The sequence below is a fragment of the Occallatibacter savannae genome (genome assembly GCF_003131205.1).
GTDB classification, from domain to species: Bacteria; Acidobacteriota; Terriglobia; order Terriglobales; family Acidobacteriaceae; genus Telmatobacter; species Telmatobacter savannae.
The window spans coordinates 431051-447605 of record NZ_QFFY01000003.1 but is presented as its reverse complement, the minus strand read 5'-3'; the positions used below and the strand labels follow the sequence as shown (position 1 = coordinate 447605).

The following is a 16555-nucleotide window of genomic DNA, read 5'->3' as shown; positions in this document are numbered from 1 at the left end:
GTCTGGCTAGTTCTCCGAAGGGCGCTCGAGATGATCGATCACGATCACATCTACGGGCGCCTTCGCCGGTTCGAGCTTCAATCCAAGCTGCTCCTGGAGCGCACTGAAGATTGAAGGACCGGCATCAGGCTTGTCGTCAGGCGCCCACGTCAAGTCAATGTCGTAATCGCCGGTCAAGCCGGTCCTGTCGAAAATCACTCGCCCCACTACACCGGAAAGACTGAACGCCAGCCCACCCGCATGTCCACGTCGCGCGCTGTACTTGCCGGGACCCATGGACGAAGATCCAGTTTCCTCGGGTGCCGAAATCTTTAACTTCACCCCTTGCTTCGCGACCACCAGGTTGTAAACCGGCAGCTCGCGCTTCTCGACGTGAAACTTCATCCCGAACCGCTCATCGAGAATTTGCTGCATGAAGGCGTGCCACTGCTGCTTGCTCGCTTCTCCCCTGAGCGCACGGTACGCTGCGGCAGTATCGGCATCCATCTTGGCTTCGATATCAAAATGCTCTGAATTGACCCATCCGGGATAGCCGGTGATCTGGCTCTCTGATCGGACTTCGAAAGCATTCAGCAGCGTGCCATGCAGAGTTGTGTTCCTGAACTCGATCCCATTCAGGTTCCATCGCATGAACGATGAGGGATCGAGTGAGTGGTTGGGCTTCACCGAAATCACATCCCACGCGAGAGGCTTGGCAGCCGGGTCAGACTGCCCCAGAACGGCCGGTGGAAAGAATGCAAGCAGAGCGGCGAGGCACGCGAGCAATTGGCGTGACATGATCTCCTCTATCTACCCAACCGAGAATTCTATATTCCTTATAACGTTCAGAGCTGGTCGAAGATCTCCCGAAACTCCCATGCCCCCGACTTGCCCGCTACCCACTCCGCCGCACGCACGGCTCCAAGCGCGAACCCGCGCCGGGAAAACGCATCATGCCGCAACTCGATCACGTCGTGCTCGCTTGTCGCGGTGACGACGTGTTCGCCCTTCGCATCACCGATACGGTGAGATTCGATCGGCACCTCGATCCCCGGCTGAACCGAGTGAATGATCTCTTTCAGCGTGATCGCGGTTCCAGAGGGCGCATCGAGCTTCGACGTATGGTGCGTCTCATTAATTGAGAACTTGTAGCCTTCGATACGCGCCAGCTCCGCCGTCAACCTGAACAGCTTTTGCACCCCGATAGAAAAGTTCGTTCCATATAGAAGCGCTCCGCCGCGCCGATGCGCAATCGCCTTCAGGTCGGGCAGTTGCGAGTACCAGCCTGTCGTCCCCACCACGATGCGGCAGCCAAGTGCAAGTACGGCCCGGATGTTTTCGACGGCCGCGTCCGGCGTCGTAAAGTCGATCACGACATCAACGCCCGCAAGATTCGGTCCGTTCAGCGCCGATGCATGTTGATTTTCAGTGATATCGAGCGCGCGCACACCGTGACCCCGCTCCCGCGCCACCTCAGCGACGAGCGAACCAGTTTTTCCCTTGCCCAGAACAAGAAGAAGCATTTCGTCAGCTCCTGGCTGTCAGCTTTTAGCTCCTAGCTTAATGGGTCAGAACCGGAATTGGCGACCAGCGGCCCTGCAGAAAAATTGCTGCGCTCTCAATCGGCAAACGCTTTGAAGAACCGGATGCGCACGCCCGGCTTGCCGTCGATCTTCATGCCTTCCACGGTTCCCACATACACGCCACCATCCAACCAGTCGTACTTGCCCTTGGGAGCTTCAAACGTTGGTGTCGTGAACAGGCCATCGCGCTTGCCCGCTGAATTCGGGCATACCATTCCCTGATTGATCACATGGATGATCACACCATCGTTGGTCTGAATCATGTAATCGGCGTGCAAATCGAAGCAGCCGCTCGGATGCGTAAGCTGCCAGTCCCATCCGCCGGGCATGATCTTCCCGTGCAAACCGGATCCTTCGAAAGTGCCTCCGGTAATGGGAACAATATTGCGCTTTCCCATCGGAGTCTCCCCCACGGGAATATCCGCAGCGAGCGTCACCTGTTCTTCAAACGTGAATCGGAGCTGAGGCGCCTTAGGCTGCAAAGTATTTTGCGCCGGCATCAAGCTGGGCAGGCAGAAGGAAGAAATTAGTAGCGCCACAACGCCGGGAATCTTTTGCAAGCGTCTCACCCGACTGCTCCTTGGCGCCTAGTTGCTTACTATGGCTTTCCGCGCGTCTACGTCAAAGATGCTTGGGTCAGGATCCTTGAAGAACGCGGCATGCAGCGACCGCACCGCCTCATCCGCATCGTCTTCTTCAATCATGAAGCTCATGTTGATTTCGCTGGCCCCCTGCGAAATCATCCGCACATTCACATGCTTGATGGCGCTGAAGACCTGCGCCGCCATACCGCTCTGTCCACGAATATCCTCGCCCACTAGGCAGACCAGCGCCTTTTTGCCCTCGTAGTTCACATCGGCTAGCTTGCTCAGATCAGCCGCAATCAGCGGAAGCTTGTCATTTGAATCGACAGTCAACGACACCGAGACCTCGCTGGTCGAAACCATATCCACCGGGCACTGGTGCTTGTCGAAAATATCGAAGATGGCCTTTAGATATCCGTGCGTCATCAGCATCCGGCTCGCTACCACGTCGATGATGCTCAACTTCTTTTTCACTGCAATCGACTTGAACGGGCTCTTGCAATGCGGCGCAACAGAAATGATCCGCGTCCCCTCGTTGGACGGATTTCTGCTGTTGAGCACGTAAACCGGAATGCTCTTCTTCACTGCCGGCAGAATAGTTGCCGGGTGCAGCACCTTCGCGCCGAAGTACGCAAGCTCAGCTGCCTCTTCAAAGCTGATCACTTTCACGCGCAACGCATCCGGGCACACGCGTGGGTCCGAGGTCATAATCCCATCGACATCCGTCCAGATCTCGATCGCATCTGCCGTCAGCGCTCCACCCACCAGAGCGCCGGTAAAGTCTGACCCGCCGCGTCCCAGCGTCGTCGTGATCCCTTCCTCATTGGAGCCGATGAACCCGCCCATGACGACAACCTTGCCGTCCTTCAGCAGTGGTCGCAAGTGCTCCTCTGCCCGCTTTTCGATCAGCGCATCAATCGGCGCCGCCTTCTGAAACTGCGAGTCGGTGATGATCACAGTTCGCGAATCGACGTGAGCCGCTTGAATCTCGCGCTCCACAAAGGCCGCAGCGATCATCCTACTGGATAGCCTTTCGCCATAACTGACAATCAAATCCGAGATGCGCGGCGTCAGCTCGAGAATAGCCGCCAATCCGCGCAAAATCTCATCCAGAGAGTCGAACTCCTCCTCGATGTGATTGCACAAGGCCGATGCGCTCGCTGGAGTCTTGACCAGCGCGCAAGCTGTATCCCGGTGCCGCGCCCGCAGGCGGGAACTGATGGCCAGCGCGCCGGTTCTGTCGCCCTGGGCTGCAGAGCCCGCAGCGCGGAGCAATAGATCCGTCACCTTTGCCATCGCGCTCACAACCACCACGGTTTGCTTGCCGGCGGCTACCCGGCCCGCCACGATGGAAGCGGTACGGTTGATTGCGGTCGGATCTTCGACCGAGGTGCCGCCGAATTTCATGACAACCAGGCTCATGCTTTGCTGTCGTACCTCGGGGCTGAAGCCCGTTTCTTATCGAACCTCTTTCGGCAGGACCGGAGCCGCGCCGCATCAGGAAAACCTCGCCGGATCTACGTCCGCGCGATCGTCTCCGTATCCGGCTCCCATCTACGCGAACGATCAGAAGGTTCCTGCCTGTCGGCCTGAACTCCCAGCTTGCCAAGGCTCGCCAGCAGTTCCGCATTCAAGATCGTGGCGCCCGCCGCGCCGCGTACCGTGTTATGCGACAGAAGCACAAACTTCCAGTCCAGCAGATTGCAGGGACGCAGACGTCCCACCGTCACGGCCATGCCGCGCTCGCGATTCCGGTCGAGCCGCGGTTGCGGCCGATCCGGCTGCTCGGCAAATTGCACCGGCTGCTTCGGCGCAAACGGCAGATCCATCCCGGCCAGCGGCTTGAATTCATCCCACGCAGCCAGTATCTGCTCCCGTGTCGCTGTCTTGCGGAACTTGATCGAGACGCACTCTGTGTGTCCATCGACCACAGGCACCCGGTTGCAGTGCGCAGTGATTCCGGCATTCAGCGGAGTCACCGTGTGTCCCTCAGACTTGCCGAGCAGCTTCAGCGTCTCGGCCTCCATCTTCTCTTCTTCGCTGCCGATGTAGGGAACAACATTATCCAGAATGTCCATCGAGGCAACGCCTGGATATCCCGCTCCGCTCACCGCCTGCATGGTCGTCACAAAGATCTGCTCGATCCCGAACCGCTCTTCCAATGGCTTCAGCGCCATCACCAGCCCGATCGTCGAGCAGTTCGGATTTGTAACCATGTAGCCGCCTGACTGCTTGCGCGACTCCTGCTCCTCGATCAGTTGCAGATGGTCCGCGTTCACTTCGGGGATGACCAGCGGAACATTCGGCGTCATGCGGAACGCGCTCGAGTTCGAAAGCACCGCGCACCCGGCATCGGCAAACTTCGGCTCCAGCTCCCGCGCGAACGCTGCATCCACCGACGCAAAGATGATGCGGGGCGCACCAGCCGGATCGGCCGGTGAAACCGGCATCTTCGCAATCTTTTCGGGAAGGGGAGTATCAAGCCGCCACTTCACGGCTTCGCCGTACGGCTTGCCGCTTGAGCGGTCGCTGGCCGCCAGCCAGGCCACTTCAAACCACGGATGATCTGCGAGTAGTTGAATATAGCGCTGGCCTACCATTCCGGTCGCGCCGAGGATGCCGATTGGATATTTGTTTTGCATTGGACTGAACCTTTTAGTGTACAGGACCGCAAGCGTTGAATATGCGGCTGTTCTGTCCCCCTTCGAATACCTGGGCCCGGGCGTCAGGCCCAACAGAGAAGGAATCAGAAGCTAAGCAGGGCGCTTCGGGTTCGCGGAGAGCTCTCCCACTACCGTAGTCCACTCGCGGACATGCCATCGTTTCACCAGGCCGTTCTTCACGTAGGGATCAGCCTCTGCAAATTTCTCCGCCACTGCCGGCGAGTCGCCCTTGAAAAGAAGCACGGCTCCGTCGGGCGGGTTGGCCAGCGCGCCGCCCAGCACCAGTTCGCCGCGCTCGGCTGCTTCCCAGCCCAGCTTCAGATGGATATTCCGGAATTCCGCCCGGCGATCGATATAGTCGTCCGCCACTTCGTAGAAGAGCAGGTAGTGCATGGCAACTCCTGTCGATTCGGATTCTACTTCAGAGAGCCTCGCCGCAAATTCCATCCTGACCGCTAAACTGAGAGCCGTGAACCCGCACGAACCTGATGCCGAAATCCCGATGCGCGCGCTGCTGGCCGGAGCCCGCCGCAAAGAGTCGTCACTGCTCGCACTCACGCGCAAACTCGTCATGTGCGAATCACCCTCCGACAGCAAGCCGGATGTAGACGCCTGCGTCGCCATCGCCGCCGGTGAAGTCCGCGCTCGCGGAGGGAGAGTCAAGCTGCATCGCCGGCGCGCTTACGGAGACATCCTCGAAGCGCGGTTCGGGCCCCGTGAACAAGCCCCTGGCAAGCCTGTTCTCCTCCTCGGTCATTTGGACACGGTCTGGCCGATCGGCACGCTCCGCTCCATGCCATGCCGCATCGCCGAGGGCCGACTCTGGGGCCCCGGCACGCTGGACATGAAGGCCGGCGTCGCCCTGGCTCTCACCGCACTGGAGATGCTCACGGAAGCGGATCTGATTCAGCAAGAAGTGATCCTGCTTCTGAACAGCGATGAAGAGATCGGTAGCCCTGTTTCGCGCCCCATTACCGAAGCCCTGGCAAGACAATGCGCAGCGGTCTTTGTTCTCGAACCAGCTCAGGGTCTCGCCTATAAAACAGCACGCAAGGGCACCGGAAACTGGCGCATCGACATCCGAGGAGTCGCGGCTCATGCCGGCGTCGACTTCGAGAAGGGCGTCAGCGCTTTGCGCGAACTCTCTCGCGTCATCGACACCGTCAGCAGCTGGACCGACCTCAAACGCGGCCTCACCGTCAGCGTCGGAGTCGCAGGCGGTGGCAGCAAAACAAACGTCATCCCAGCGGAAGCCTTTGCCGAAGTCGACGTGCGCATCGCCCGAATAGCCGACGGTCCTCGCATCGAGCGAAAATTCGCTTCGCTCAAAGCCGCCGACCGCCGCTGTTCTCTCAACATCACCGGTGGCATCAACCGGCCGCCGATGGAGCGCACGCGTGGAACCGTGCAACTCTTCAACCGAGCCCGACTTCTGGCGGCTGACATCGACATTGGGTTGCAAGAAGCCGCAACCGGCGGAGCCTCCGACGGCAATTTCACTTCAGCTCTCGGCATACCAACCCTCGACGGCATGGGTGCTGTTGGCGAGGGAGCGCATGCCACCCACGAGTCGATTCTGCTCGAGCATCTGGCGCCCCGCACGGCCCTTCTAGCCGGAATGCTGGCGAGATCAAGCTGAGTACTTTTCTGACGGATTTTTCGCAGTTACCATGGCAGCGTAGGCAGGAGGTCCGGATTCATGCGTCGCTTCATCTCTCCCCTCGTGTTTGGCTTGGCCGCAACCCTGCTCATCATGCCTGCTTCATCTGCGCAGGCTCCCAATGATCGCAAGCCCCCCGTCATCGCTGATCAGCAGGCATCCGGCGGAATTGACACTGTGATGGCCTACGCAGGGACTTGGAAGGTGACCGGCGAGCGTTTCGCCACTGCTCACAGCGATGCCGGCAAGGAAGACACGACGCTCCGCAACGATTGCTGGAAGAGCGGTGGATACGTCGCCTGCAATCAATACGTCAACGGCGAATCCAAGGTCCTTCTCGTCTTCACCTACAGCGACCTGACTAAGATGTACACAAGCTACCCCATCCCCAAGGATGGTCAGGCCGTCGGTTCAGGCCGCCTGCAGATCGTCGGAAACGTGTGGACGTTCCCATGGGAGAGCACGGATGGCGGTGTCACGACCTTCTTCCACGTAGTGAACGTCTTCAAAGACCACGACCACATCGAATACGCGCAGGAGTTCTCACCGGACAATGTGCACTGGACCAAGATGGCGCAGGGCTCCGAGGTGAGAATCGCCAACTGATTCAGCGCACCGGATGCATGGCATAGTTCTGCATGAAGAAGTATGCCGACGTCATGAATCCGATCGCCGCTACCGTCCTCCGCATCAGCGCCTGGTTGATCAATCGGCTGTAGTGTGCGCCGATGAATCCGCCCAGAGCCGCAAGAATTGCCATCTCAAAGCAGAAATACCACTGCACGCGTCCCGCGGCTATAAACGAGATCGCCGGTATACCAATGGACACCGCGGCCGTCAGCACCTTCAGCGCATTCATCTCGTGAATATCGTGCACGCCGCATACCCCGAACAGCGCCATCACCAGGAATCCGCCCCCCGCGCCGAAGTAGCCGACGTACACGCTCACCAGCACCATGCCGATCATCAGCAACTTGGTATGGCGCTCGCCGCCGTTGAGCGTCTTCATCCAACGGCCGAGGGGAAAGCTGAGCACAAACATCACCGCAGCAAACAGCAGCAGCCAGGGCAGCAGCTTCAGAAACATGTGATTTTTCGTTCGCAGCAGTAGCTGTCCGCCAACCCAGCCGCCCAGCCCCGCAGCTATGCCCAGCGGCAGAAGCTCGCGCTTATATTCGCGCAGCTCCTTGCGAAACGCGACAAGTCCCGTAAGCTGACCCGGCCATAACGCGACTGTATTCGTAGCCTGAATGGCAACTGCACCCGCGCCGGCAGCGCTGGCGAACAATGCAGGGAGTGACAAAAATGAGCCACCACCCGCGATCGAATTCAATACTCCAGCGAGAAACGATCCGGCGGGGAGCCAGGAATGATGGAGAAGTTGAAGGATGAGTGCGTCCATGAGCTACTGTAGCGGCGAGCAGATAAAGTCCCCATAAGTTTTCAGGACCGTCTGCTACCGCAAATGTTGGGAAGGGAGCTGCTGCTAAACTCCCGAAATAAGAACAGACGGGAGCATTCCAACGCAATGAAACATTTCCTCGCACCTGTGTTCGCTGTGGCCACCTCTGTCGCGGTGTGCGCGCAGCCCGCACCCAAACCGGCCAGTCATGCCCCGGCGGCCAAAACCGGAAGCGCGCCGGCACCCTGGGTCAAGCTTCCTCCCGGCATTCCCGCAGGCCACGGGCTCGTGAAAACGGCGTTCTCCCTCCGCTACCAGGACCTCAAGATCGGCACCGGTCCGCTAGCCGAACCCTACAAGCTATACAAAGTCCACTACACCGGCTGGCTCGCTTCAAACGGCCAGAAGTTCGACTCATCCTACGATCACCCTGCCCCCGTGCTCGACAAGGACGGCAAGCCGGAACTGGACGCAGACGGCAAGCCGAAGATGGGCGAGCCGCGCCCGCTACCGTTCCCGCAGGGATTCGGAAAGCTGATACCCGGATTCGATCAGGGCCTCACCGGCATGAGAATTGGCGGAAAGCGACGCCTATTCATCCCCTGGCAGCTCGCCTACGGAGTGCGAGGCCGTCCCGGTGCAATTCCTGAGAAAGCCGACCTGATCTTTGACGTTGAGCTCGTGGATCAGAGCGACCTCGAAACACAGATGCCGATGGGTCGTCCCGCCGGACAGCCGATGCGTTCCCCTGCTCCAGGCGGTAAACCGACAGATCAAGCGACTCCGCCTCCGGCTGGCGCAAATCCAGGCGCGCCTCCTCCCGCCGGAACTCCTCCGCCTGCAACCCCGCCCATCGGGGCTCCACCTGCAGAGAAGCCGCAGTCAAACTAACCTGTTCTATCGTGTTCGGCAGCCTTAAGGTTGCCGAACGCCCAACTCAATCCAGCTTCGGATGAACCTTGTTGAATCCGGTCGCATCCTGATACGCCTGTGCGAACGCCGCCAGCCGCGCATCGTCATACAGACCTGCGAGGAACGTAATCGAGACCGGCGTCCCCGGCCCGCCGATGTTGTCTTCATCTCCGGTGTCGACCTTTGGGGGACGGGGCGCATCGTCTCCGCGAATCCCGTTCGGAACGATCGCAGCCGGATGCCCCGTCAGGTTCGTCGCCAGCAGCTGCATGCCGCCTGACGACGCCACGATGATGTCGACCTTCTCGAACAGCGCCGATACCTGCTGCACCGCCAGCGTCCGCGCGCGATTTGCCTGGATGTACTCCACCGCGGGATAGAATCGCGCCGTACGGAATGCATTCGGCCAGTCCTCAATCCCTTGCTCCGTCAGCAACCGATCGCGTCCGCTCAGTGTCAGATCATCGAACGCCGCTGCGGCCTCCGCAGTCAACAGCGGAACCATCGCGCCATACGGCAGCTTCGGCAGCTCCACCGGAATCAGTTCGATGCCCATGCCGCGCAGCTTGTCGAGCGCCGCGCGATCGTAGCGCCGATCGTACATGCGCCGCTCGTACGCAGCCTTCCCCTCCGCCTCGCGCTTCTCGCGCTCTTTCTTTTCCTCTGCGGTTTCAGACTTCGGAGGCGGTTCGGTTTTGAAGGGCTCAGGCTCGTCGAAGTCATGTTTGATGTATCCCACGCGGAGCGAACGCAGATTCTCTTGCGGTGGGTAGCGAAAGTACATCTCAGCTGCCGACGTGTCATGACCATCGGGGCCGTGAATGATATCGAGAATCAGCGCACAGTCTTCAGCCGAGCGCGCGATGGGCCCGAGTTTATCCATGGTCCAGCTCAACGCCATCGCTCCCGTGCGCGGCACCGCACCAAATGAAGGCCGCAGGCCCGTAGCTCCACACCGCGTACAAGGAGAACTGATTGACCCCAGTGTCTCCGACCCAATCGCAAACGCCACGCAACCTGCAGCGACAGCACTCGCCGATCCCGCCGACGAACCACTCGATCCCTGCTCCGGATTCCATGGATTGCGTGTGCGGCCGCCAAACCACTTGTCGCCCATCGCCAGCGCGCCAAGTGTGAACTTCGCAACCAGCACCGCCCCAGCCTCGTCGAGCCGCTTCACCACAGTCGCGTCTTCATCAAACGACTGGTGCTCGAATCCACCCGCACCCCACGTCGTCGGATACCCCTTCACCGCCAGCAGATCCTTCGCACCCCACGGAATCCCATGTAGCGGCCCGCGATACTTGCCCGCAGCAATCTCCGCATCCGCCGCCTTCGCCTGCGCCAGCGCCCGCTCCTCCGTCAGCGTGATCACAAAGTGCAGCTTCGAGTCGTATCGCTTCAGTCTTGCGATGTACATCTGCGTCAGCGCGAGCGACGTGATCTTGCGCGTTCGTAGCAGGCTTGCTAATTCGCTCACCGTCGAGAAAGCGAGGTCCTCGATCCTCGATGGAGCACTTACATCAGATCTCGGACTCCATCCCCCTCGACCCAGCTCTTGAACCAAGTGCTTCGGAGTTCCCTGCACCTGCGGATGAAACACATACGCCGGCGGCACCGAGTTCGGTATCTTCAGCTTTCGAATCGCCTTGTACGACCCGTTCTCATCCACGAGCCCGTCCATCATCATCTTCTTCTGCGCATCCGTAAACGGCCCGACACCCGCCAGCACCGCCGCCGCGTCGATCATCTCCGGCGTAATCTTCGGCGGCTTCGACTGATCTGTCCCACTCGCCTCCTGCGCCTGCGCGGCCAGGGTATAGAGAACTCCAGGAAAAAGAGCGGAGGTGATGCCTGCACTGCTGCACACGGCAAGAAAACCACGACGGTTCAATGTCATTTGTGAGTCCTTGGAATGGGGAAGACAGCTACCGCTTCAATATAGCTGAGCGCTGTCGGGACTCTTTCGCGAGATCAAAGCTTAGGTTGTCAGCCGATCCTTCGATATCGCCTGCAGCGGCCAGTGCTTCACTTCAACACTTTCGCCACCAATCACATCGATCTGCAACTCCGTCTTGCCCGCCGCAACGTTGTACACACGGCTGGTCAGCGCCTCGCGACCGACGACAAATGTCTCAATCACCGACGCATCAACAATAATCCGCAACGCATCGCTCTTCCACGGTGTCTGCGGAATGGGCACCGCAATCTCTCCGCAGGTGACGGTCCGTCCTGCAACGTCAACAGCAAGCTCCCACGCCTTCCTCCCATCTGTTACCAGCTTCACGCTGAACTTCGGAGCCGCTGTGCCCAGCGGAATAGAAATCTCGTGCCGCAGCGCATCGAGCTTGAGCCGGAGCGGCTCGCCGGCGCTCACCTTCGCAGTCACGGCCTCGCCGCGAAGCTTCTCAAATTCCCCCGCCGGCATCATCTCCAGATATCCATCGTGATTTACGCTCAGCACTCGCGGCAAACTCATAGCGCCCGCCCATCCCGCAGCGGAGAACTGCGCATCCGGCCGCATCTCCCGCAGCCATCCCCACAGAATCCTCCGGCCATCCGGCGCCACAAAACTCTTCGGCGCATAGTACGCCGCATCATGATCGAGCACCCCGGTCTTCAGGGGAAAGTAAAGGTGCTTGTGCGTGTCATATTCGCCCGTCGTCCAGAAAACCTTGTTCTCCGAGGAATAGAGCAGTACATGATGTCCGTCGAGAGCGAAAAAGTCCGGGCACTCCCACATCTCGCCGCTGTCGCACGGATTCACCGCAACCTTGCCGTTCGGCTTGCCCTGCGCCAGCTTGTGCAGGTACTCCCAGTGACGCAGATCCTTCGAGCGGTACAGCAGCACGCACCCGCCCACCTCGCGCTCGCCTGAACCCACACCCAGATACCACGTGTCGCCCTCGCGCCAGGGGCATGGATCGCGAAACCCAGTCACCATCATTCCCGGCGGAGGCGATGCAATAACCGGCTTCTGATCCTTCTTCCACCGCAGCAACTTGTCGTCTTCTGCAACGGCCAGCATCTGCGTCTCGCGCAGCTTGTCATTCCCGTCTCGGATCGTCACCTGATCTGGCGGCGCGTTCTGCACGCCGGTGTAGATGAAGGTCGGCTTACCATCGAACACAACGGCCGATCCGCTGAAGCATCCCTCGCTGTCCGCACCACCTGGAGTCGGCGCCAGCGCAATCGGTTCGTGACGCCAATGAATCATATCCGGGCTCACCGCATGTCCCCAGTGCATGTCGCCCCACACCGCCGCATGTGGATTCAGCTGGTAGAACAGGTGGTACTGCCCCTTCCACCAGATCGGCCCGTTCGGATCGTTCATCCAGTTGTGCTGCGGCATTAAATGAAACTCAGGCCGCAGCGGATCGTGCGCAATCTCTGCGACATCAGGCGCGGCGAGGCTCGCGCAGGGCTTCGTAGCCATCAGGGCTGCGGCGGCAACTCCGGATTTGAGAAAGCTGCGACGACACTGCTTCATACCGCGCCCATACCTCCGTCTCCCTGAGACTATATCGCGGCACGCCAATGTTGACGTCCCGCGATCAGTCACCAGAATCAATGCCGGCGAGGTGAATGGGGTCACGCACCGCCAGCCGATGCCGTACCTACTTCGCAGTGAGCTTCAGCGCGTACGCGTATTTACACTGAGCGCCGGCCGGCAGCGTCACCTCGAGTCCATCTGCAGTCTGGTTAAAGCTGACCTTCTCCGTCGACCCGAGCAGTTCAACGTTTCCCAACGCGAGCGCTCCGCCTTCATGCGATGTTCCGAGCGCGTGGATCGTTCCCTTGCCATCCGCCGGGCATGCCATGCCGATTGCGTACACCGCATTGCCCTTCGCCGTAAAGCGGAAGTCCTCCGGCGTGTAAGGCTTCGTATCCGTATCGTGGAACGCCCCGCCAACCACCTTCGTCGGGCCCTCACCAAATGTCTTCCATGTTGTTGTGCCGTAGATCGCCTCGCCGTTCACCTTCAGCCACGCGCCCATCTCCCGCAGCGTATTCTGCACCTCGTCCGGAATCGTCCCGTCCGAACGCGGCCCGAAATTCAGCAGCAGGTTCCCGTTCTTGCTCACAATGTCAACCAACTGATGCACAAGGAATTCAGGCGACTTGAACGTGTCGTGCTCAATGTATCCCCACGACGCATTGCTGATCGACGTGTCTGTCTGCCAGTGGTCTGCGATGATTTTGTCCTGCTGTCCACGTTCAAAGTCGCGCGTAGCCGCCTTCCAGTTCAGCGAGTAATCTTTAAAGTCGATAACAGCCGTCGAGTTGTGGGCCGCTGCGTAGTTGTAATAGAAAGCCGCAAACTCCGTCACGGCACGGCGGAAGTTCGGCTGCCCGATCCACCAGTCGAAGTACACAATCTCCGGCTTGTACTTCTCCACCAACTCCGTATCGCGCGCCAGCCAGTCCCTCGTCCACGCCTCGCTCACATACGTCCAGTCGTTCATCATGCCGTGCTCGTCGCTGCCTGGCTCGAGCCACTGATGCGCCGGGCCGTACAGTGACGCGTACTTCGGATCATTGACATCCGACCGGTTCACACGCCCGAATGAGTAGAAGAAATTGTGCTCCGCGCGATGCGAACTCAGCCCGAAGTGCAGCCCCTGTGCACGCACCGCGGCCGCCAGTTCGCCCAGCGTATCCCGGTTCGGCCCCATCTTCACCACTGTCCAGTCCGACAGGCCTGAGTCGTACATCGAGAAGCCATCGTGATGCTCTGCCACCGGCACCACATACTGCGCGCCCGCCTCCTTGAAGAGCTTCGCCCATTCCGTCGCGTTGAAATGCTCCGCTTTGAACTGCGGAATCAGATCCTTGTACCCCTTCGCAGGATCGCCGTTTGCAAAGTGCGCCTGGAAATTTTTGTAAGCGCCATCCTTCGGGTTGTACATGTTGCGCGGATACCACTCGTTCTCCGCCGCTGCAACCGAATACACGCCCCAGTGAATGAAAATCCCGAACTTCGCATCCTTGTACCACTGCGGCTGCTCATACTTGATTAGCGTCGCCCAGTCCGGCCTGTACGGGCCGTTGTGCGACACGCGATCGGCCTCGGCCAGAAGGCGATTGCGCTCCGCGTCATACTTGCTCACCGACTGCTGCCACTCGCGATCGATCTGCTCGGCAGTCTTAACGTCCTGCGTTGGAGCAAGCGGGTCAGACGAAGAACTCGTTTGTGCGAAAAGCGCTGGAGACGCAAGCAGAAGAACTGCAGGAAGAGCGAAGAGTAGCTTTCTCATACGGTCGGAATCCTAATTGATCACCGAACACCCTGCAAACGCTTACATTTCAGCCGGCAGTTTGTGACGAATAGCGCTTGACATATGCCGATATGGGCATATGATTCATCCATGGCCAGGGCAGCAACCACTTCCGACGCCTTCAACGCAATCGCCGAACCGCGTCGCCGCCAGATCCTGCTGTTCCTCGCCGACCGCGAATATTCCGTCAACGAGATCGTCGATGGCCTCCGCGTCGATCAGCCCTCTGTCTCCAAGCACCTCCGCGTCCTTCGCGACACTGGGCTCGTCCGCATGCGCTGCAGCGGCCGTCAAAAACTTTACCGGACCAATGCCGAAAGCATCAGGCCCCTGCATGAATGGGCCAGCGAGTTTGAGCGCTACTGGACACACCAGCTCCTTCGCGTGAAAGATCGCGCCGAAAAGAAGGCAGCCAGCCGCGCCGCATCTTCAGATTCCAGTTCCCCAAAGAAGGAGGAGTAATGATCGCCAACGCAATTAACACCATCGAGGACCTCACGCTACTGATCGAGCAGGAAATCCATGTTCACGCGTCGCTCGAAGACACTTTCGAAGCTCTTCTCGAACAGCTCGGACCCGAAAATGAGGCGGGCGAAGGCCGTGCCATGCCCATGGTGCTCGAAGCATGGCCGGGCGGCCGCTGGTATCGCGACCTCGGCAAAGATGACGGCCACTGCTGGGCGCACGTTCAGGCGATCAAGCGTCCCAACCTCATCGAATTCTCCGGTCCTCTCTTCATGTCTTATCCCGTTGCCAACAACGTCCAGTACCGCCTCTCGGAAGAACCGGGCGGAACGCTCATCAAATTCCGCCACTCCGGCTTTGGCCTTATCCAGGATGATCACCGCAAGGGTGTGGGCGGCGGATGGGGCAACACCAATCGCAAGATCCGCGAGCGCGCCGAGCGCACAAAATAGTCCGGACCACTTCCAGACAATCCAGACCAGAAGGAGCTTTCTATGTCCGCAGTAGCAACGCCTCCCGTCTCTGCTTCCGCCGCCAGGGCACTGCTCTCCGAATTCGAGCAGCAGGCCCCAATCACCCGCCGCTTCATCGAGCGCCTGCCTGAAGACAAGCTCACTTGGAAACCGCATGACAAGTCCATGACCGCAGGCCAGCTCGCGTACCACCTCGCGTCCGTTCCCGGAGGTGTAATCCGCCTGGTCCAGCCGAATCCGGCAGAGGTGCAGGGCCTGCCCACCTTTCCTCAGCCCGCCAGCATCCAGGAATGCCTCAAGACGCTCGACGAGAGCATAGAGACAGTCCGGCAGATTCTCGCCTCTTTCGACGACGCAGCCATGGCTGAGAGCTGGCGTCTGATCGTCGCCGGAAAAGAAGCCCTGACCATGCCCCGCCAGCAGTTCATTCGCGATGTCATGCTGAGCCACTGGTACCAGCATCGCGGCCAGTTCTCGGTTTATCTGCGCCTGCTCAGTATTCCCGTTCCGGCCACCTGGGGACCGAGCGCCGATGAACCGCCTCTCTTCCTGCAGAAGTAAACAGGGCAGGGAATCGCAGTCTGCCCCTGGAGAAATTCCATGTGCCCATTCTGCCTCGCCACCGCTGCCGTGATCGCCGGATCCGCCACCGGAACCGGCGGCGTGACCGCACTGGCCGCAGCCCTGTTCCTCAAACGCAGTAAGCGGAAGCTTCTTCCCCGAAACGAAGCAGAAGAGGTCCCTCATGACGACAGCAGCACCAGAACTCGCGACGCCGAAGACGGTCTCGCACGAAGAGTGGCTTTCCGCGCGAAAGCAGTTCCTGAAAAAAGAGAAGGAGTTCACCCGCCTGCGCGATGAGCTCAGCCGACAACGGCGAGAGCTCCCCCGCGAAGAAGTCGAGAAGCAGTATGTCTTCGACGGTCCGCGCGGAAAGGAAAAGCTCGCGGATCTCTTCCAGGGCCGCACCCAGCTGGTGATCTATCACTTCATGCTCGGTCCCGGATGGAGCGAAGGATGCCCAAGCTGCTCCTACCTGTCAGACCACTATGACGGCATGACCATTCACCTCGCGCATCGCGATGTGACGTTCGCCGTCGTAGCCCGCGCGCCATGGCAGCAGATCGCGGCATTCAAGCAGCGCATGGGCTGGAAGTTCCACTGGGTCTCTTCCTACGGAACCGATTTCAACTACGACTACCACGTCTCTTTCACCCCGGAAGAGCGCAGCACCGGCAAGGTCCACTACAACTACACGGACCAACCCTTCGGCAGCGAGGAGGGCCCAGGCTTGAGCGTCTTCCAGAAAGATCCAGACGGACGCATCTATCACACCTACTCGAGCTACGGCCGCGGCCTCGACATCCTCGTTGGCACCTACAACGTTCTCGACCTCGTGCCGAAAGGCCGCGATGAAGACGGCCTGAAGCACAGCATGTCCTGGGTCCGCCACCACGACAAGTATGAGGGCAGCTACTTCGTTGACCCGAACCGGGGCTACGAGCAGCCAGCGATCGTGAAACACTCCTGCTGCTCCGGCGAATCTCACTCGTAG

At 59.8% G+C, this 16555-nt stretch carries 17 protein-coding genes; 7 read left to right on the top strand and 10 right to left on the bottom strand.

The features are described from left to right. Window positions 1-6: 6 nt before the first annotated feature. From DHV10_RS13680 to DHV10_RS13655, 6 genes are all read right to left on the bottom strand, one after another. Window positions 7-777, bottom strand: a complete 771-nt coding sequence (locus tag DHV10_RS13680; protein WP_109486921.1) for a TIGR03435 family protein — start codon at window positions 775-777, stop codon at window positions 7-9. A 47-nt stretch (window positions 778-824) separates the two neighbouring features. Continuing rightward, window positions 825-1502: a 4-hydroxy-tetrahydrodipicolinate reductase gene (locus DHV10_RS13675; RefSeq protein ID WP_109486920.1), complete on the bottom strand. Its 678-nt coding sequence runs from the start codon at window positions 1500-1502 to the stop codon at window positions 825-827. Window positions 1503-1597: 95 nt separating this feature from the next. Beyond that, entirely contained in the window at window positions 1598-2131 is a 534-nt protein-coding gene (locus tag DHV10_RS13670; RefSeq protein ID WP_204101414.1) for a DUF3237 domain-containing protein, read from the bottom strand. Window positions 2132-2149: 18 nt separating this feature from the next. Continuing rightward, window positions 2150-3568, bottom strand: coding sequence for a lysine-sensitive aspartokinase 3 (lysC, locus tag DHV10_RS13665; RefSeq protein ID WP_109486919.1), 1419 nt, complete (start codon window positions 3566-3568; stop codon window positions 2150-2152). A 95-nt stretch (window positions 3569-3663) separates the two neighbouring features. Beyond that, window positions 3664-4788 (bottom strand): aspartate-semialdehyde dehydrogenase, encoded by a 1125-nt coding sequence (gene asd, locus DHV10_RS13660; protein ID WP_109486918.1) that lies wholly within the window; start codon window positions 4786-4788, stop codon window positions 3664-3666. 111 nt (window positions 4789-4899) lie between these two features. Next, entirely contained in the window at window positions 4900-5202 is a 303-nt protein-coding gene (locus tag DHV10_RS13655) for a YciI-like protein (protein ID WP_109486917.1), read from the bottom strand. Between DHV10_RS13655 and DHV10_RS13650 the strand changes: the two genes are divergently transcribed. Both DHV10_RS13650 and DHV10_RS13645 read left to right on the top strand, forming a co-directional pair. Further along, complete coding sequence (locus DHV10_RS13650; RefSeq protein WP_239461638.1) at window positions 5201-6448, top strand: M20 family metallopeptidase; 1248 nt, start codon at window positions 5201-5203, stop codon at window positions 6446-6448. The genes DHV10_RS13655 and DHV10_RS13650 overlap by 2 nt on opposite strands. Window positions 6449-6508: 60 nt before the next feature. Then, window positions 6509-7075 carry a hypothetical protein gene (locus DHV10_RS13645; RefSeq protein WP_109486916.1) on the top strand — a complete coding sequence of 189 codons (567 nt, stop codon included), beginning with the start codon at window positions 6509-6511 and terminating at the stop codon, window positions 7073-7075. 1 nt (window position 7076) lies between these two features. Here the strand turns inward: DHV10_RS13645 and DHV10_RS13640 are convergent, their stop codons facing one another. Further along, window positions 7077-7871, bottom strand: a complete 795-nt coding sequence (locus DHV10_RS13640) for a sulfite exporter TauE/SafE family protein (protein WP_109486915.1) — start codon at window positions 7869-7871, stop codon at window positions 7077-7079. 126 nt (window positions 7872-7997) lie between these two features. Between DHV10_RS13640 and DHV10_RS13635 the strand changes: the two genes are divergently transcribed. Next, entirely contained in the window at window positions 7998-8762 is a 765-nt protein-coding gene (locus DHV10_RS13635) for an FKBP-type peptidyl-prolyl cis-trans isomerase (protein WP_162601508.1), read from the top strand. 46 nt (window positions 8763-8808) lie between these two features. On the opposite strand, the gene DHV10_RS13630 is transcribed toward DHV10_RS13635, so the two are convergent. From DHV10_RS13630 to DHV10_RS13620, 3 genes are all read right to left on the bottom strand, one after another. Then, entirely contained in the window at window positions 8809-10683 is a 1875-nt protein-coding gene (locus DHV10_RS13630; protein WP_109486913.1) for an amidase, read from the bottom strand. Window positions 10684-10764: 81 nt separating this feature from the next. Next, window positions 10765-12273 carry a GH32 C-terminal domain-containing protein gene (locus DHV10_RS13625; protein WP_109486912.1) on the bottom strand — a complete coding sequence of 503 codons (1509 nt, stop codon included), beginning with the start codon at window positions 12271-12273 and terminating at the stop codon, window positions 10765-10767. A 127-nt stretch (window positions 12274-12400) separates the two neighbouring features. Beyond that, window positions 12401-14041: an alpha-L-fucosidase gene (locus tag DHV10_RS13620; protein WP_109486911.1), complete on the bottom strand. Its 1641-nt coding sequence runs from the start codon at window positions 14039-14041 to the stop codon at window positions 12401-12403. Between the two features lie 111 nt (window positions 14042-14152). On the opposite strand from DHV10_RS13620, the gene DHV10_RS13615 reads away from it, so the two are divergent. From DHV10_RS13615 to DHV10_RS13600, 4 genes are all read left to right on the top strand, one after another. Beyond that, window positions 14153-14524, top strand: a complete 372-nt coding sequence (locus DHV10_RS13615; RefSeq protein ID WP_109486910.1) for an ArsR/SmtB family transcription factor — start codon at window positions 14153-14155, stop codon at window positions 14522-14524. Beyond that, window positions 14524-14979: an SRPBCC family protein gene (locus tag DHV10_RS13610; protein WP_109486909.1), complete on the top strand. Its 456-nt coding sequence runs from the start codon at window positions 14524-14526 to the stop codon at window positions 14977-14979. The genes DHV10_RS13615 and DHV10_RS13610 overlap by 1 nt, the downstream gene beginning before the upstream one ends. A gap of 42 nt (window positions 14980-15021) precedes the next feature. Beyond that, window positions 15022-15561, top strand: coding sequence for a DinB family protein (locus tag DHV10_RS13605; protein ID WP_109486908.1), 540 nt, complete (start codon window positions 15022-15024; stop codon window positions 15559-15561). Window positions 15562-15745: 184 nt separating this feature from the next. Next, the gene (locus DHV10_RS13600) at window positions 15746-16555 is read left to right on the top strand and encodes a DUF899 domain-containing protein (RefSeq protein WP_109486907.1); all 810 of its coding nucleotides are present in this window, start codon (window positions 15746-15748) and stop codon (window positions 16553-16555) included.

Coding starts and splice junctions, on each gene's coding strand:
- DHV10_RS13615 (WP_109486910.1), top strand. CDS start 14,153: ATGGCCAGGGCAGCAACCACTTCCGACGCCTTCAACGCAATCGCCGAA.
- DHV10_RS13680 (WP_109486921.1), bottom strand. CDS start 777: ATGTCACGCCAATTGCTCGCGTGCCTCGCCGCTCTGCTTGCATTCTTT.
- DHV10_RS13640 (WP_109486915.1), bottom strand. CDS start 7,871: ATGGACGCACTCATCCTTCAACTTCTCCATCATTCCTGGCTCCCCGCC.
- lysC (WP_109486919.1), bottom strand. CDS start 3,568: ATGAGCCTGGTTGTCATGAAATTCGGCGGCACCTCGGTCGAAGATCCG.
- asd (WP_109486918.1), bottom strand. CDS start 4,788: ATGCAAAACAAATATCCAATCGGCATCCTCGGCGCGACCGGAATGGTA.
- DHV10_RS13655 (WP_109486917.1), bottom strand. CDS start 5,202: ATGCACTACCTGCTCTTCTACGAAGTGGCGGACGACTATATCGATCGC.
- DHV10_RS13600 (WP_109486907.1), top strand. CDS start 15,746: ATGACGACAGCAGCACCAGAACTCGCGACGCCGAAGACGGTCTCGCAC.
- DHV10_RS13605 (WP_109486908.1), top strand. CDS start 15,022: ATGTCCGCAGTAGCAACGCCTCCCGTCTCTGCTTCCGCCGCCAGGGCA.
- DHV10_RS13630 (WP_109486913.1), bottom strand. CDS start 10,683: ATGACATTGAACCGTCGTGGTTTTCTTGCCGTGTGCAGCAGTGCAGGC.
- DHV10_RS13645 (WP_109486916.1), top strand. CDS start 6,509: ATGCGTCGCTTCATCTCTCCCCTCGTGTTTGGCTTGGCCGCAACCCTG.
- DHV10_RS13620 (WP_109486911.1), bottom strand. CDS start 14,041: ATGAGAAAGCTACTCTTCGCTCTTCCTGCAGTTCTTCTGCTTGCGTCT.
- DHV10_RS13650 (WP_239461638.1), top strand. CDS start 5,201: ATGGCAACTCCTGTCGATTCGGATTCTACTTCAGAGAGCCTCGCCGCA.
- DHV10_RS13625 (WP_109486912.1), bottom strand. CDS start 12,273: ATGAAGCAGTGTCGTCGCAGCTTTCTCAAATCCGGAGTTGCCGCCGCA.
- DHV10_RS13635 (WP_162601508.1), top strand. CDS start 7,998: ATGAAACATTTCCTCGCACCTGTGTTCGCTGTGGCCACCTCTGTCGCG.
- DHV10_RS13610 (WP_109486909.1), top strand. CDS start 14,524: ATGATCGCCAACGCAATTAACACCATCGAGGACCTCACGCTACTGATC.
- DHV10_RS13675 (WP_109486920.1), bottom strand. CDS start 1,502: ATGCTTCTTCTTGTTCTGGGCAAGGGAAAAACTGGTTCGCTCGTCGCT.